This is a genomic window from Pseudaeromonas paramecii (genome assembly GCF_039540575.1).
GTDB classification, from domain to species: Bacteria; Pseudomonadota; Gammaproteobacteria; order Enterobacterales; family Aeromonadaceae; genus Pseudaeromonas; species Pseudaeromonas paramecii.
In genome coordinates this window covers 64,250-79,476 of record NZ_BAABFC010000029.1, presented here as the reverse complement: position 1 = coordinate 79,476, position 15,227 = coordinate 64,250, and the positions used below count along the sequence as shown (strand labels likewise).

8 protein-coding genes are annotated in these 15,227 nt (G+C 64.1%); 3 read left to right on the top strand and 5 right to left on the bottom strand.

Going from position 1 to position 15,227, the window contains the following annotated elements; all coding sequences use genetic code 11:
- Positions 1–50: 50 nt before the first annotated feature.
- Together ABD847_RS16260 and ABD847_RS16255 are read right to left on the bottom strand one after the other, a co-directional pair.
- On the bottom strand, positions 51–2,195 hold the full coding sequence (locus tag ABD847_RS16260; RefSeq protein ID WP_345014927.1) for a methyl-accepting chemotaxis protein: 2,145 nt from the start codon (positions 2,193–2,195) through the stop codon (positions 51–53).
- A gap of 137 nt (positions 2,196–2,332) precedes the next feature.
- On the bottom strand, positions 2,333–4,096 hold the full coding sequence (locus ABD847_RS16255; protein ID WP_345014925.1) for a putative bifunctional diguanylate cyclase/phosphodiesterase: 1,764 nt from the start codon (positions 4,094–4,096) through the stop codon (positions 2,333–2,335).
- Positions 4,097–4,258: 162 nt separating this feature from the next.
- Here ABD847_RS16255 and ABD847_RS16250 point away from each other — a divergent pair, with 162 nt between their 5' ends.
- Positions 4,259–5,467: a Bcr/CflA family multidrug efflux MFS transporter gene (locus ABD847_RS16250; RefSeq protein ID WP_345014923.1), complete on the top strand. Its 1,209-nt coding sequence runs from the start codon at positions 4,259–4,261 to the stop codon at positions 5,465–5,467.
- On the opposite strand, the gene metE is transcribed toward ABD847_RS16250, so the two are convergent.
- Positions 5,452–7,731, bottom strand: coding sequence for a 5-methyltetrahydropteroyltriglutamate--homocysteine S-methyltransferase (gene metE, locus ABD847_RS16245; protein WP_345014921.1), 2,280 nt, complete (start codon positions 7,729–7,731; stop codon positions 5,452–5,454). The genes ABD847_RS16250 and metE overlap by 16 nt on opposite strands.
- 101 nt (positions 7,732–7,832) lie before the next feature.
- On the opposite strand from metE, the gene ABD847_RS16240 reads away from it, so the two are divergent.
- Entirely contained in the window at positions 7,833–8,744 is a 912-nt protein-coding gene (locus ABD847_RS16240) for a LysR substrate-binding domain-containing protein (protein ID WP_345014919.1), read from the top strand.
- Between the two features lie 430 nt (positions 8,745–9,174).
- Positions 9,175–12,429 (top strand): tetratricopeptide repeat protein, encoded by a 3,255-nt coding sequence (locus ABD847_RS16235; RefSeq protein ID WP_345014917.1) that lies wholly within the window; start codon positions 9,175–9,177, stop codon positions 12,427–12,429.
- A gap of 75 nt (positions 12,430–12,504) precedes the next feature.
- Here the strand turns inward: ABD847_RS16235 and malZ are convergent, their stop codons facing one another.
- Complete coding sequence (gene malZ / locus ABD847_RS16230; RefSeq protein ID WP_345014915.1) at positions 12,505–14,343, bottom strand: maltodextrin glucosidase; 1,839 nt, start codon at positions 14,341–14,343, stop codon at positions 12,505–12,507.
- A gap of 11 nt (positions 14,344–14,354) precedes the next feature.
- Entirely contained in the window at positions 14,355–15,185 is an 831-nt protein-coding gene (locus tag ABD847_RS16225; RefSeq protein ID WP_345014913.1) for an HDOD domain-containing protein, read from the bottom strand.
- Between the last annotated feature and the right edge of the window lie 42 nt (positions 15,186–15,227).

The window sequence follows — 15,227 nt, the reverse complement described above, 5'->3', positions numbered from 1 at the left end:
TAAAAACAAACCCCCGCAGCGAAGGCGGGGGTATGGTAGCAGACTTGGTGCTAGCTCGCCGAGCGGCTGACCTGGAACTGGCCGGCCAGGGCGCTGAGCCGGGCAATGGTGTGGCGGGTCTGGCTGACGCTGTTGCTCAGCCCGCTGAGTACGGACTGCATGCTGCCGGCCACCTGCGCCACCCCTTGCGCCTCCTCGGCATGTTCCCGGCCGTGTTCGGTGAGCTGGTGTATGGTGTCGAACAGTTCCTCCACCATCTGGGTCTGCCCCAGGTTCTCCCCGGCGGCGGCCTCCGCCAGCTTGAGCCCCTCTTCCATGTTCACCATGCCCTGCTGCATCACCTCCACCGCATGGCTGGCCTGCTGCTGCACCCGGCCTATCATGGCCTCGATCTCGTCGGTGGCCTGGCTGGTGCGAGCCGCCAGGTTGCGCACCTCATCGGCCACCACGGCAAAGCCGCGGCCTGCCTCGCCGGCCCGGGCCGCCTCGATGGCGGCGTTGAGTGCCAGCAGGTTGGTCTGGGCGGCGATGGACTGGATGACGCCCACTATGTTGCCGATCTCGCGGGTGGACTCTCCCAGCTCCACTATGGTGCGGGTGGAGGTGGTCACCGTTTCACGGATGTCCCGGGTGCGGGTGGAGACCAGGTTGAACTGGCTGCGGGAGGCTTCCACCTGGGATTGCATGGCCACCTGCATCTGGCTGGCGGTGGCGGAGGCGCTGTCGAGGCGCACCCGCTGGGCCTCCAGGGAGTCGAGGGTCCGCTCCATGGCGGACATCACCTGGGAGACGGCGGCCACGCTGCTGCTGTTGTGCTGCTGCATCACCTGGTTGTTCTGCTCCAGCGCCTGGCTCGTCAGCATCACCTGGCCCAGGGTGGCGTCCAGGTTGTCCACCAGGCTGTTGACCCACTGGGCCATCACCCCGGTCTCATCGCTCACCAGCCCCTGGCGATCCAGCCGCAGCCGCAGGTTGCCTTCCCCTTCCACCACCTGGCGCAGCAAGGTGATGACGGCGCGCAACCGACGGGACAGGGCCCAGGCACAGCGCCGATTGAAGACAATGGTGCCCAGGGCCAGGCAGGCGGTCAGCACGGCACTGGCCGCCAGGCCAGAGAGGCCATACCAGCCGGTCAGCCCCATGCCCAGCGCCGCCGAGGGCACCAGGGTGCGCAGATAGCCCTGAGTCAGGCGGAAGCTCACCGAGCGGTAGCGGTACACCTCCTCCAGATCCGCCTCGCACATCATGCCCCAGGTGTCCCGGCTGCCGGGCAGGCGGAAGGTGACCCCCTTGCCGATCACCGGAATGTGGCGGTAGTCGGAGTAGCCAGGGTAGGTGACAAACAGGTTTTGCCCCTGCTGTATGGTCTCCCTGACCCCGGGGTGCAGTTGGCCGGTGGCCGGATCGTTGAAGATCAGCTCCAGCTCGGTGTGGTGACGGATCCGTACCACGCCGTAGGCGGTATTCACGCCATCCTTGAGGTTATCGCCGCCCGAAAAGGTTCTGTCCTCGAAGCGGGAGCGGGACAGGGCGGTGCCCGGGACTATGGCCGGATCCAGTACCGACTTGACCATGAACAGGTAGTTATCGCCGGATTCGTGGAAGATGTGGCCGGCCTCCCGCTGAATGAGGTCGCCGATGACATCGTTGGGGATGCGGGCACAGAGGTAGCCGGTGGGGGCCTGGGCCGGCCCCATGGGCTGGTAGAACATCAGGGTCACGGCATCGTGAAAGCTGGAGCTGCTGGCCCCCAGGCTCAGGGTGACGGGATCCACATAGGGGCCGTGCAGCAGGCGCCCCTCTGCCAGGGCCTGCAACAGAGGGGCGGCCAGCGGCGTGGTGCTCTGGCGATTGCGGGAGCTGTGCTGCAGCCGGCCCTGGGCATCCAGCACGAACAGCTCGGAGGCATCCGGCAGCAGTTGCTGCTTGTCGGCCAGCCAGCGGGCGTTCATGGCCTCCGGCGCGCTCAGCGCCTCGGCCATGGCGGCCAGCACCTGCCAGTGGCGCTCGGTCCACTGGGTCAGCAGGCTGACCCGGGTGCTGGCGAAGTTGTCGAAGGCGCTCTCGATCACCGGCAACCTGTCCCGGTTGACCCGGCAGGACCAGCCCATGGCCAGCTTGCCTGTCTTGCCCCACCAAGGCAGCCAACGACGCTCAGCCGCGCTGAGGGCCATCCTTTCACTCTGCAATGTCATGACGTCACTCTTCCCTGTGTCTTGTTGTGTCGCATTGGCCTCAAATTGTGCCATTTCGAACGGCGCGGCAGGCAAGCAAGGCCTGTGCCTGACGGCCAGAGTGGCTTGTCAGCGAGGGAAGTGTGAAAGTTGTGCTCTCATGGGGCTCTGTTCTGGTGCAATGACTCTAGTTGGTGCGTCTGGGTTGGGGTCGGTGGCGCCAGCAGACTCAGCAGCTCGCTCAGCGGGCGGGGGCGGCTGAACAGGAAACCCTGACTGTAGGCGCAGCCGTGGTACGCGACGAAGGCCTGCTGTTCGGCGGTCTCCACCCCTTCCACCACCAGTGCCATGCCCAGGTTGTGCACCAGGCTGATGAGCCCCTCCAGCAGCTGGCTGTCCCGGGAATCGGCCGGGATCTGGCTGATGAAGGCGCGATCGATTTTCACCAGATCCATGGGGTAGAGGCGCAGGTAGCTCAGGGCCGAGTAGCCGGTGCCGAAGTCATCGATGGCCATCTGGCAGCCGGCCTGGCGCAGGGCCTGGATGCGGATCAGGTGCTCCTGGTGGCCGTTCATGAACAGGGATTCGGTGATCTCCAAGGTGATGTGGGAGGGATCCAGGCCGTGCTGGCGGATCACCGTCAGCCACTCGTCGGCGCCGGGGCTCAGGCTGAGGAACTCCTGGGGGGAGCGGTTGATGGTCATGCCCAGATCGGTGAAGCCTTCCTGATGCAGCCATGCCAGGTCCCGGCAGGCCTGCTCCAGCAGCTGGGCGCCCAGGGCCTGCATCAGGCCGCCGGCCTCCGCCAGGGGAATGAAGTCCGCCGGCGAGATGCAGCCCAGGGTGGGATGATGCCAACGGGCCAGGGCCTCCAGCTTGCTGACCCGGCCGGTACGGTTGTCGATGATGGGTTGGTAGACCAGCTGGATCTGCTGTTGCACAAGGGCGTCCAGCAGTTCGCGCTGCAGCTGTTCCCGATACTGGCGGCGGGCCTGCATGGGGGAGCTGAAGGCCTGAAAGCTGATACCCTGGCGGCGCGCCTCGAACAGTGCCATGGCGGCCTGCTGCAGCAGGGCCTCGCCGTTGCGGCTGTCCCGGGGCCAGAGGGCGCCACCCAGGGTGGCGGCCAGGTGCAGCTTGCGGCGGCCCACCTGAAAGGGGCGATGCAGCAGGGCCAGCAGCGCCTCCGCCACCGCCGCCAGCTGGTGGGGATGGGTCAGTCCCGGCAGCAGGAACAGGAAGCTGTCGCCCTCCACCCGGGCCAGCAATTGGTCGGGCTGCAACCAGAGGCGGAAACGCTCCGCCAGGGCTTGCAACAGCAGATCGCCGGTCTGGTAGTCCAGTTGATGGTTGATGCGGCGAAACTCATTGAGATCCAGCTGCAGCACGGCGAACGGGGCCTGCTGCTGGCAGGCCCGATCCAGCTGCATTTGCAGGTGCGGCAGTGTCATCAGGCCGGTGAGGGCATCCTGCAGGGCGGCGGCGGGCAGGGTATCGTTGACGCGATGGCGGGGAGCGCAGAGCACCAGATAGCCCCGCCGGCCGGCCAGCGGATAGACGCTCACCTGCTCCGCCAGCCGGCGACCATCCTTGTGGCGGGACCACACCTGCCCCTGCCAGACGCCCTGGCTGGCCACCTGACGGGCGATCAGCTGCAGATGGGCCTTGGCACTGAGCCCCGCCTGTAGCGCTGGTACGGCTTGATTCAGCAGCTCGCCCAGACCATAACCGCTTTGACGCAGGAATGCGGCATTGGCGTAGCGTACCCGGGCCTCATTATCCAGCAGCAGGGCGCCGCTGGCGAGGCCGGCCACCTGCCTGGGCAGGGCCCAGGGACCGCACAGGCTCTGTCGCGCCTGCCAGCGGGCACGCAGGTGCCCCAGCAGGGCAAGGAGACGGAGCGGGCGGGCAAGGGCGAGCATGAGGACATCCTGACTGGTACGGCGTTAGGGGTTCGACCTAAGCAAGCCATATGCCATGCAACAGCCGAATGGACCGACGGATTGAGAAAGACTCGCATGTATGCGTGATCTCCGTCACGACTTTGCCTAGACTGTAGCACCGCTGTTTTTTATGGAGGGGCTATGGCTAAACCCACCCTGACACTGTTTATTCTGCTGGGCGCACTGGCGGGGCTGACGCCCCTGGCCATCGACATGTACCTGCCGGCCATCCCCACCATAGCCCATGAGCTGGGCGCCGGAGTGGAGGGGGTGCAATTGACCGTCAGCCTGTTTCTGGGGGGCTTCGCCCTGGGGCAGCTGGTCTATGGCCCCCTGGCCGACAGCCTGGGACGGCGCCCTGTGATCCTGTTTGGTTTGGCGCTGTTTAGCTTGAGCTCCCTGGGCTGTGTGTTTGTCACCGATCTCAGTCAGCTGCTGGTGCTGCGTTTCCTGCAGGCCACCGGCGGCGCGGCCGGCGCCGTGGTGGTCAACGCCCTGCTGCGGGATCTGTTCAGCGGGGAGGATCTGGTGCGCGCCATGTCCCTGGTGATCCTCACCATGACGCTGGCACCCCTGGTGGCCCCCATGCTGGGCAGCTTCTTGCTGGGGTTGGGTTGGCACGTCATCTTCGGCCTGCTGGCGCTGTTGGGCGCCGCCTTGTGTTACATGCTCTACCGCCTGGTGCCGGAAACCTTGCCGCCGGAGCGGCGGCGACCGCTGCGGCCTGCCGTGGTACTGGGGGGCTTTGCCGGTGTGCTGCGGCATCGGGTGGCCATGGGCCACCTGCTGCCGGGGATTCTCGCCTCGGCGGGCATGTTCGCCTTCATCAGTGGCTCACCCTATGTCTATATCGGCTTCTTTGGCCTGAGCCCGCTGGAGTACGGCATGCTGTTTGCGCTCAATGTGGGGCTTATGATGCTGCTGACCTTCCTCAATACCCGACTGATCCGCCGTTGGGGCCAGGAGCGCATGCTGCGGATCGGCCTGTTCGGTGTGGCACTGGCGGCCGTGCTGTTGCTGGTGGTGGGGCTGACGGGCCTCGGTGGCCTGGTGGGGCTGGTGATCCCTGTGGTGCTCTACGTGGGGCAGCTGGGCTTCATCGGCGCCAACTCCATGAGTCTGGCCATGAACCATTTTGGCAGTAGTGCCGGCACGGCTTCCGCCCTGGCGGGCACCCTGCGCTTTGGCTGCGGCGCCCTGGCCGGCTGGGGAGTGAACCTGTTGCCGGCCAGCTCCCCCCTGCCCATGGCCGGGGGGATGGCGTTGTGCGGTTTTTGTGCCCTGGGGCTGCACCTCTGGTATGGCCGTGGGGGGAGCCCCACGGCCGAGGCGGCTCAGGCTTCCAGCTGACGCAGCTGGCGGGCGGCCTCCACCATGTTGCGCAGGGCCGCTAGGGTCTCCGGCCAGCCGCGGGTCTTGAGGCCGCAATCCGGGTTGACCCAGAGGTGCTCGACGGGCAAATGCTTGGCCGCCAGGCGCAGCAGCCGCACCATCTGGGAGACCTGTGGCACGTTGGGACTATGGATGTCGTAGACGCCCGGGCCGATGGCGTTGGGGTAACCGCCTTCCTTGAGTTCCTCCAGCAGGGTCAGATCCGAGCGGGCCGTCTCCAGGGTGATGACATCGGCATCCAGGGCGGCGATGGCCGGCAGGATATCGCCAAACTCGCAGTAGCACATGTGGGTGTGGATCTGGGTCTCGTCCGCCACACCGCCACAGCTCAGCTTGAAGGCCTCCACCGCCCAGTCCAGATAAGGCTGCCACTCCTGGCGTCGCAGGGGCAGCCCCTCCCGCAAGGCCGGCTCGTCAATCTGAATCATGCCGATGCCCGCCGCTTCCAGATCCTGCACCTCGTCCCGCAGGGCCAGCGCCAGCTGGCGCGCCAGGGTAGCGCGGGGTAGATCTTCCCGGGGGAAGGACCAGCAGAGAATGGTCAGTGGGCCGGTGAGCATGCCTTTCACCGGCTTGCGGGTGAGGGACTGGGCATACTGACTCCAGGCCACCGTCATGGGGGCTGGACGGCTGATGTCGCCGACGATGAGGGGCGGTTTGACGCAGCGGGAGCCGTAGCTCTGCACCCAGCCATGGCGGGTGAAGGCGAAGCCGTTCAGCTGCTGGCCGAAATACTCCACCATGTCGGTGCGCTCTGCCTCACCGTGGACCAGCACGTCCAGTCCCAAGGCTTCCTGCTCTTCAATGGTGCGGGCGATCTCGGCCTTGAGCCCGGCCTGGTAGTCGGCGGCGTCCAGTTGGCCCTGGCGATATTGAGCCCGCAGGCTACGCACCGCCTGGGTCTGGGGGAAGGAGCCTATGGTGGTGGTGGGCCACAGGGGCAATTGCCAGCGGATCTGCTGCAGCTTTTGGCGCAGGGAAAAGGGGCTGCGACGATTGGCCAGCGCAGGATCCAGCCGGCTCAGCCGCGCCTGCACCTTAGGATCCTGTACCCGAGGGGAGTCGGCCCGGGCGGCCAGGGGCGCGGCGTAGGCTTGCAACTGGGCCAGCCGGCTGTCATCGGGCTGGTTCAGTGCCTGGGCCAGCAGGGTCAGCTCGGTGCATTTTTGCCGGGCAAAGGCCAGCCAGCTGCGCACCTCGGGTTCCAAGCCGTCCTCTTGCTGCAGATCCAGCGGTACATGCAGCAAGGAACAGCCCGTCGCCAGCCAGAGGCGGTCGCCATACTGGGCCTGCAGGCCGCGCAGCTTCTGATACCAGTTGGCCAGATCCGACCGCCAGATGTTGCGGCCGCTGATGACACCCAAGGAGAGCTGCCAGTGGGCCGGCAGCTGCGGCAGCAGATCCAGTTGCGAGGCATCGGCGCTGCAATCCAGGTGCAGACCCTGTACCGCCAGCTGGGGCAGCCAGGGCAGCTGGTGGGCTATGCTGCCAAAGTAGGGGGTCAGCAGGCGCTTGACCGGCCCGTTCAGTTGTTCATAACTCCAGAGGAAGGCCTGTTGCCACTCCTCCGGCAGATCCAGCGTGAGGATGGGTTCATCCATCTGCACCCACGCCACCCCACGCTCCGCCAGGGCATCTAGCAGCTGTTGGTAGACGGGCAGCAGGCGGGGCAGCAGGCTCAGTCGATCGAAGGCATCCCCCTTCACCTTACCCAGCCACAGCCAGCTCAAGGGCCCCAGGAGCACCGCCTTGATGGGCAGCCCCAGGGCCTGGGCCTCGTCCACCTCCTCCAGTAACTGAGTCCAGCCCAGCTGGAATTGACTCTCCTGATGCAGCTCCGGCACCAGGTAGTGGTAGTTGGTGTTAAACCACTTGCTCAGCTCGGCGGCCGGCGCCTCAGCGCCAGTGGGCGCGCGGCCCCGGGCGATACGGAACAGGGTGTCGAGATCGATGGGGCCGTCGTCCTGACGGTGGCGCGCTGGCACCTGACCCAGCATCAGGCTGGTGGTCAGCACCTGATCGTACCAGGCGAAGTCGCCCACCGGCAGCAGATCCACGCCGGCCTCCAGCTGCCAGCGCCAATGCCGCTCCCGCAGCCGGCGGCCGGTTTCCAGCAGACCGGCCTGATCCAGCTGGCCGGCCCAGTAGGCCTCCAGGGCCCATTTCAGTTCTCTTTGGCTCCCGATGCGTGGGAATCCCAGGGTGTGAGTTTGTATGCTCATGCGCTCTCCATTTGGACGTCTAGATGTTTACACATCCATAATGAGGCGCTAGGCTGCGGATTGGCCAGTGCAGCTTTTGCAACTGACATTGAGGAAATTGCATGTTTGAACTCAAGCATCTCAGGAGTTTGCGGGCGCTCTACCAGCAAGGATCCTTGGCCGGGGCGGCAACCGCGTTGCACCTGAGTCAGTCCGCCTTGTCCCACCAGCTCAGTGAGCTGGAGCAACGGCTGGGCGAGCCGCTGTTCGTCCGGCGCTCCCGCCCGTTGGCCTTGACGGCGGCGGGGCGCCTGTTATGGCAGTTGGCCGAGCAGGTGCTGCCGTCCATCGATCGGGTTGAGCGCCAGTTGCGCGGGGGCGACGGCGAGGGGGCGCCGGTCAGGCTGGCGGTGGAGTGCCATAGCTGCATTCATTGGTTGACCGCCCCCCTGGCCGCAGATCATGGCAGGTTGTTCGAGTTGGTCAGTGGTCATCTCTACGAACCGCAACAGGCCCTGCAGGCCGGCGAGCTGGATCTGGTGCTCACCAGCGAGGTGGCGGATCTGGATGGCATTCATTATGAACCCCTGTTTGACTACCAGATGCAGCTGGTGGTGGCGCCAGATCATCCGCTGGTGCGCCTGCCGCAGATCCGTCCCCAGGATCTGGCCGACGAGGTGCTGCTCTGTTATCCGGTGCCGGCCAGCCGCTTGGATATCTTGCGCCACTTTCTGACGCCGGCCGGGATCCGTCCGCGCCGCCTGCGCCCGGTGGACAATACCCAGATGATGCTGCAGATGGCCGCCGCCCGCTGGGGGGTGGCGCTATTGCCCACCTGGGCCAGCCAGGAGTACGTCGCACGGGGGGCTCTGTGTCAGCTGCCGTTGGCCGGCGGGCTGTGGCGGCGGATGTTTGGTGCAATACGGGCGTCGGCACGCCAGCGATCTCCGCTGCAGCAGCTGTTTGAGCGGTTGCGTCAGGCTCCGATCGAGGGGGCGCGCGCCCTGGCGCCCAGGGTGCCCCCCGCCAGCTGAATCCAGTGTCTAGCCGATCTGGGGTTGTGTGGGGCAGATCAAAATCCCGACGCTTGGGGTCGGACAAGTTCCGGGTGGCGATGTACTATGAATGTGCAATAAACAATCCGACTCATATGGCTCGGCGCATTGACCTCCACCACCCTCTGTTTTGTCTGGCCGGGTGTGGGGTTACCCGGCAAGTGCAATGGATAGCGCACCCGCAACAGACACGGAAAGGCTGGCAAGCATTCTCACTTAAATTGCCTTTACTCTCTTCCATTCGGCCGGCCCAGCACTGTTGTCGCAGCGCAAATTTTGCGAGCCGCGTCCGCCAAGGGTTTCGATTGACTGACATTAATAACAACAGTGAGTGAGCATCAGCGGGCCCACTCTTTACCCATCCCGATGAAGGCCCGGCCTTCTATCTATGGATACATGGCGACTGACTATGAAAAAGACGACTTCTTCACCCATGCCGACTCAGTTGGAAGCGGGAATTGATGCCCTGGAGCGTGGCGATTATGCCCAGGCGTTGAGCCGTTTGCGGCCTCTGGCCGAAGAGGGTCACGCCGTAGCCCAGTACAGTCTGGCCAACATGTATGCCAATGGACAGGGGGTCCCTAAGAATGTGGCCCTGGCCAGCCAATGGTACGGCCGTGCCGCCGAGCAGGGGCTGCAAAAGGCTCAGGAGAAGGTGCGCAGCAGCCACAAGGTCAGCTGGCAGATGGAGCATAGAACGGCCCAGGCGCTGCAGCCTGAGGCGGCCACCGACACCGCCACCCTGGTGGCACCACAACAGGTGGTTGCCGAGCCCATCGCCGTGGCGACACCTGTGCTGGCCGAGGTGGAGCCCAAGGTGGCCAAGCTCAAGCAACGTGTCAGCTGGACCATGCAAGGGGGCGATGAACCCCAGGCAGAGTCGGGGACGCCAGCAGACGAGCAGCTCGTGGCCAAACAGAATTTTGAGCGTAGTTTGCTGGAGAGTTTTGCCCGCAGTGATGTTCAGGCCAGCCGCAGCGCCAAGCAAGCGGTGACCTGGCGCATGGGGGATAGCGGTGATGGCATCGACGAAACCACCATGAAGCAGCTGCGCCGCTCTGCCGAATTCAATGATGCCGAGGCGCAGTATCGCCTGGGTGCCATGTACCGCGCCGGTCGTGGGGTGGCGCAGGATGTGCCGCAAGGCGCCTTCTGGTTACACAAGGCGGCCGAGCAAGGACACGTAGACGCGCAATTCCAACTGGGTTGCCTGTTCCGCGAAGGTACTGGCGTGGCCCGGGATGAGATGCAGGCGGCCTCCTGGTTCCGTAAGGCCGCAGAAAACGGCCATGCGGATGCCCAATATGCCCTGGCCTGCCTCTATCAGAATGCCGATTCCCCGCTGCACGAGGCGGCTCAGGCCCTGCAGTGGTTCCAGCGTGCCGCAGAACAGCGCCATGCGCTGGCACTCAATGAGCTGGGCAATCTCTACCGCCAGGGCCGGGGTGTGACGCAGGATATGGCTGCCGCCCTGCGCTACTACCAGTCCGCCGCCGAGCTGGACAATGCCGAAGCCCAATTCCAGTTGGGACGACTCTACGAAGGCGGCACCGGGGTGGGGCAGGATTATCAGCAAGCCCTCTATTGGTACCGACGCAGTGCCGAACAGGGGTTAGCCATGGGGCAATTTGCCCTGGGTGCCATGTATGACAAGGGGCGCGGCGTTCCCCAGTTCCACCAGCAGGCAGCGGCTCTCTATCTGCGGGCCGCTGAGCAGGGGGTCGGTGAGGCCCAGTTCCGTCTGGGTGAGATGTTCCGTCTGGGGCAGGGTATCCAGCAGGACTTCCAGCAGGCGCTGCACTGGTATAACAAGGCGGCCGAACAGGGGCATGTGGATGCCCAGTTTAACCTCGGCTTCATGTTTGAGCGCTCCATGTCGGCGCTCTCCGATGCGGTGGTCGACAACAGCCTGGAGGTGACCGGTCGTCAGCAGAAGGTGGCATGGAAGGTGGGGACGGGTCAGGCCCGGGCCTCTACGCCCCAGGAGCTGTTGCGGGCTTTCGAGTGGTATCAATCGGCCGCTGAACAGGGACACCCGGAGGCTCAATTCTGTCTGGCGGGCATGTACGAGCGAGGACGCGGTGTGGATGCCAGTGATGAGCTGGCGGTGCTTTGGTATCGCAAGGCGGCCGAGCAGGGCCATCCCAAGGCACAGTACAATCTGGGGTGCATGTATGAGCTGGGCCGTAGCCTCAGTCAGGATGATCAGCTGGCGGTGAACTGGTACCGCAAGGCGGCAGAGCAGGGACACGTCAAGGCACAGTTTAGCCTGGCGTTGATGTACGAACGGGGCAAGGGCATCAAGCACGATGACAAGATGGCGGCTCACTGGTTTGAACAGTCCGCCAGCCAGGGGCACGTGAAGGCCCTGTTCAAGCTGGGCACCCTGTATGAGCGTGGTCGCGGTGTCACCGTGGATCTGGAGAAGGCCGCTAACTGTTATCGCCAGTCAGCGGAACAAGGCCATAGCGCCGCTCAGTTTAATCTCGCCATGATGTATGAGCGCGGCCTGGGCGTGGCCCAGGACGATCGCCAGGCGGCCGTCTGGTATGCCAAGGTGGCGGAGCAGGGCGAAGCCAAGGCGCAGTTTATCCTGGGCCGCATGTATGATCGTGGCCTGGGGGTCGAGCAGAACGATCAGAAGGCGGCGGCTTGGTACGCCAAGGCCGCCGAGCAGGGGCATGCCGAGGCCCAGCTGTCGCTGGGGGCCATGTACGAGCGGGCACGCGGTGTGGTGCGCAGCTATCGCGAGGCCGCCGGCTGGTATCAGCGTGCCGCCGAACAAGGGGTGCCGGAGGCGCAGTTTATCCTGGCGAGCATGTACCGCATGGGGCGTGGGGTGCCACAGGAGTATCGCCAGGCCGCCTATTGGTACAACAAGGCCGCAGAACAAGGGCATCTGCAATCCCAGCTGAATCTTGGGCTGCTCTATGAACGCGGCCAGGGTGTGGCACAGGATTATCAGCAGGCCCTGGCTCGTTATCACAAGGTGGCGGAGGCCGGGTTGGCCGAGGCGCAAAACTATCTGGCCAAGCTGTTCAGCCAGGGGTTGGGCGTGCCCTGCGACTATCAGCAGGCGGCCAGCTGGTATCGCAAGGCCGCGGATCAGGGGCACACTGAAGCGCAGAACAATTTGGCTGAGCTCTACCTGCAGGGGCGCGGTATCAAGCAGGATGAGCAGCAAGCGTTCAACCTGTTCCGGCAGGCTGCGGAGCAGGGCTTCGGCGAGGCCCAGTACAACATTGGCAAGATGTTCGAAAGTGGCCAAGTGGTGCCGATGGACTTCCAACAGGCTGCCAGCTGGTATCGCAAGGCCGCGGAGAGTGGTCATGCCGCCGCTCAGTATGCCCTGGGCAGCATGTATCAAAATGGCCGCGGAGTGCCCCAGTACTACCATCAGGCGGCGGCCCTGTTTACCAAGGCGGCAGAACAGGGGCATGCCATGGCCCAGTTTGCCTTGGCGACCCTCTATCAGCAGGGGCACGGCGTGCCGCAGGATAATCAGCAGGCCTATGTATGGAGTTCCCTGGCGGTGGCTGCCGGCTGCAACCGAGCCGAGGCCGAAGCCCTGCGGGACAGCATGGCGCGCGCCATGTCACCGGCCCAGCTGGTGGAGGCGCAACAGGAAGCCGCCTCTTTCTATGAGCGGCAGGCCACGTCCTGAGGCGGTAGCAGGAAGAAAAAGGCGGAACCCCAGGGTTCCGCCTTTTTTATGTCTGTCTGTTGTGTTGCCGGTTGGTCAGCTGGCCAGCAGTACCCGCGCCGTCTTGGGGGGGATGGTGAGCTGGATTTCCCCCTTGACCACCTCGAACTTGTCGCGGTTTTCCGGGTCCGTGAAGCGGGTGGCCAGGCTGCCGGTCTGCCAGATGGGCAGCGTCATGGTGCGGGCCTTCTCCGGATGGCGATTGAGGGCTGTGATCACCACATCGCTCTCCAGGGTGCGGGCGAAGACGAAGCTGTGCTCACCGGCATACAGGGTATGAATGTCCCCCCGGCGCAGGGCCGGGTGGGTCTTGCGCAGCCGTATCATGCGGCGGTAGTGATCATGCAGCAGGTGATTCCATTCCGTGCTTTCCCAGGGGAAGCAGCGGCGGCAATCGGGATCCTTGCCTCCTTCGAGCCCGATCTCGTCACCGTAATAGATGCAGGGCACCCCCGCATAGGTGAACAATAGGGTGACGGCGGCTCGCATCAGGGCCTGGTCACCCCCCAGCAGGGTGAGGAAGCGAGCCGTATCGTGGCTATCCAGCAGGTTGAGCTGCGCCAGCTGATTGGCGTAAGGCACACCGGCCCTGGCCTGGCGCAACCACTGATCCAGCTCGGCGGCATTGATGCGTACCGGCTGGTAGGCTATGTCCAGACCGGCCAGGAAGGCGCGCAGGGGATGGGCGAAACCAAAGTAATTCATGGCGCCATCTTCCTGCTCACCCTGCAACCATTGAGTGGCTTCGAAGAAGTGCTCCCCCAGCAGATAGGCCTCGGGATTTTCCTGTTTCACCACCTTGCGGATTTCCCGGATATGGTGGGCATTGTTGGCCGCCGTACCGCGCTCCCCCAGCATGTGGGCGACATCAAATCGCCAGCCATCGATCTGGTAGGGTGGCCGTAGCCAGTGACGCAGTATGGCGTTGTCGGCGCGATAGACGATGTCCTGCACCTCGGTTGCTGCAAAATCCAGCTTCGGCAGATTCAGGCAGCCCTTCCAGCCGGTATAACCGCCGCTGGCGTCAAAGCTGTAAAAGTGGCGATGGGGTGAGTCGGGGTCGGCATAGGCCCCCTGAGACCCGAAGCGGTCGAACCAGGGATGTTGATCCGAGGTGTGATCCACCACCGCATCCAGCACGATGCGCATGCCACGCTGATGCAGGTTGTCAACGAGATCGGCCAGTTGGGCATTGTTGCCCAGGTGCGGATCCACCTGGTAGTAGTCCACCGTATCGTACTTGTGGTTACTGGGTGAGGTGAACACCGGGTTCAGGTACAGGGCCGTGACCCCCAGGGACTGCAGGTAATACAAACGGCTCTGCAGGCCGGCCAGATCGCCGCCGTAGAACTCGGTGGCGCCGGTCTGACCATGTCCGGATACGGGCGCGCCCCAGGGCTTGGCGATCACCGGATGCTGGCCATCGCCGTATTGATATTCACCGTCGGTGACGCTGATGCTGGGGTCACCATTGCAGAAGCGATCCGGGAAGATCTGATAGAACACCTGATCCTGCACCCAGAGGGGCGGACGACAGCGGGGATGCAGGCGAAAATGCACGGCCCGAGCGGGCATGCGGGGGCTGATGCCACCGGCATGCAGCCACCACTGGCGATCGCCGCTCACTATCTTGAACAGGTAGAGACTGGTTTCCTGCTCCCTGAGCAGGGGCAGCTCACCGCGCCAGATCGCCAGATGGCCATGCTGACCTGTCAGGCGCATGGGGAGCAGGGCTTCTTCATTATCCGGCTCATGGCGGAGCCAGACGCCATCCACCCGGCTTTCCTTGTCACAGAAGAGGGTCAGGGTGACGGCGTTCTGGCCTTGTTTGAACCAAGGCGCCACTTGGGGATGGAAGAAATAGGGGGTCGACATCCGTCTGTCACTCAATTGGTCAGCATGTTGGCCAGGGCATTGCCCTGCTGATGAAGTTCTTCCAGTCGATCCGCCAGATTTTGCGGCTCTATCCCCAGATGGCGCGCCAAGGGGGTGGGAAAGCGGGCAACGATGACGTGGGCGGGTACCCCGGCGTTCCAGGCAAAGGAAACAAACATGGCCAAGCGGATCAGCACGGCCTCCGGACTGACGGGGTCATGCTCAAGCGGGTCCAGCTGCTGGGCAATGGCTTGCACAAAGCTTTCGGACAGGTTCCAGCGTTGTGCCAACTCGGCGCCTACCTGGCTGTAATCGAAGCCCAGCATCTCCCGTTGTGCATCGATCCGGCTGCTGCCCTTATTGATGGCCAGGTTGATGAGCTCAGCCTCAGCCGGCAGGGCCGATTGGATCAGTAGCTCACCAATATTGTGCAACAAGGCACAGGTAAAGGCCGTTTCTGGTTCAATTTGGTGGCATTCGGCGGCCAAGGCCCGGGCTATGGTGGCGGTTTGGAAGGTATCCACCCAAAATTTGTTGCGATCAAAATTCGCTGGCGTCTTGAAACTGGTCATGATGCTGGAGGCCACCACCAGGGAGCGCAGGCGGTTGAAGCCCAGGCGGATGACGGCTTGTTCGATGGAGGTAACCTCAGCGCCGCGACGATAGGCCGCGGAGTTAGCCATCTTAAGCACCTTGGCACTGATCACCTGGTCCATGGCAATCTTCTGGGCGATGAGGTCGATGCGGGCATTTTCGTCGGAAAAGCTCTGCATCAGCTCATGCAGCAGTTTGGGAATGACGGGAAGTTGCTTGATCTTGCTAAACAGCTCGTCCATGGACATGGGGCAGTGCCTCTGCGCAGATTAGATGCTGTAATTTTGCCA

What these genes read in the sequence shown, in the direction of transcription:
- ABD847_RS16260 (WP_345014927.1), bottom strand. Translation starts at nt 2,195, where the DNA reads ATGACATTGCAGAGTGAAAGGATGGCCCTCAGCGCGGCTGAGCGTCGT.
- ABD847_RS16255 (WP_345014925.1), bottom strand. Translation starts at nt 4,096, where the DNA reads ATGCTCGCCCTTGCCCGCCCGCTCCGTCTCCTTGCCCTGCTGGGGCAC.
- ABD847_RS16250 (WP_345014923.1), top strand. Translation starts at nt 4,259, where the DNA reads ATGGCTAAACCCACCCTGACACTGTTTATTCTGCTGGGCGCACTGGCG.
- metE (WP_345014921.1), bottom strand. Translation starts at nt 7,731, where the DNA reads ATGAGCATACAAACTCACACCCTGGGATTCCCACGCATCGGGAGCCAA.
- ABD847_RS16240 (WP_345014919.1), top strand. Translation starts at nt 7,833, where the DNA reads ATGTTTGAACTCAAGCATCTCAGGAGTTTGCGGGCGCTCTACCAGCAA.
- ABD847_RS16235 (WP_345014917.1), top strand. Translation starts at nt 9,175, where the DNA reads ATGAAAAAGACGACTTCTTCACCCATGCCGACTCAGTTGGAAGCGGGA.
- malZ (WP_345014915.1), bottom strand. Translation starts at nt 14,343, where the DNA reads ATGTCGACCCCCTATTTCTTCCATCCCCAAGTGGCGCCTTGGTTCAAA.
- ABD847_RS16225 (WP_345014913.1), bottom strand. Translation starts at nt 15,185, where the DNA reads ATGTCCATGGACGAGCTGTTTAGCAAGATCAAGCAACTTCCCGTCATT.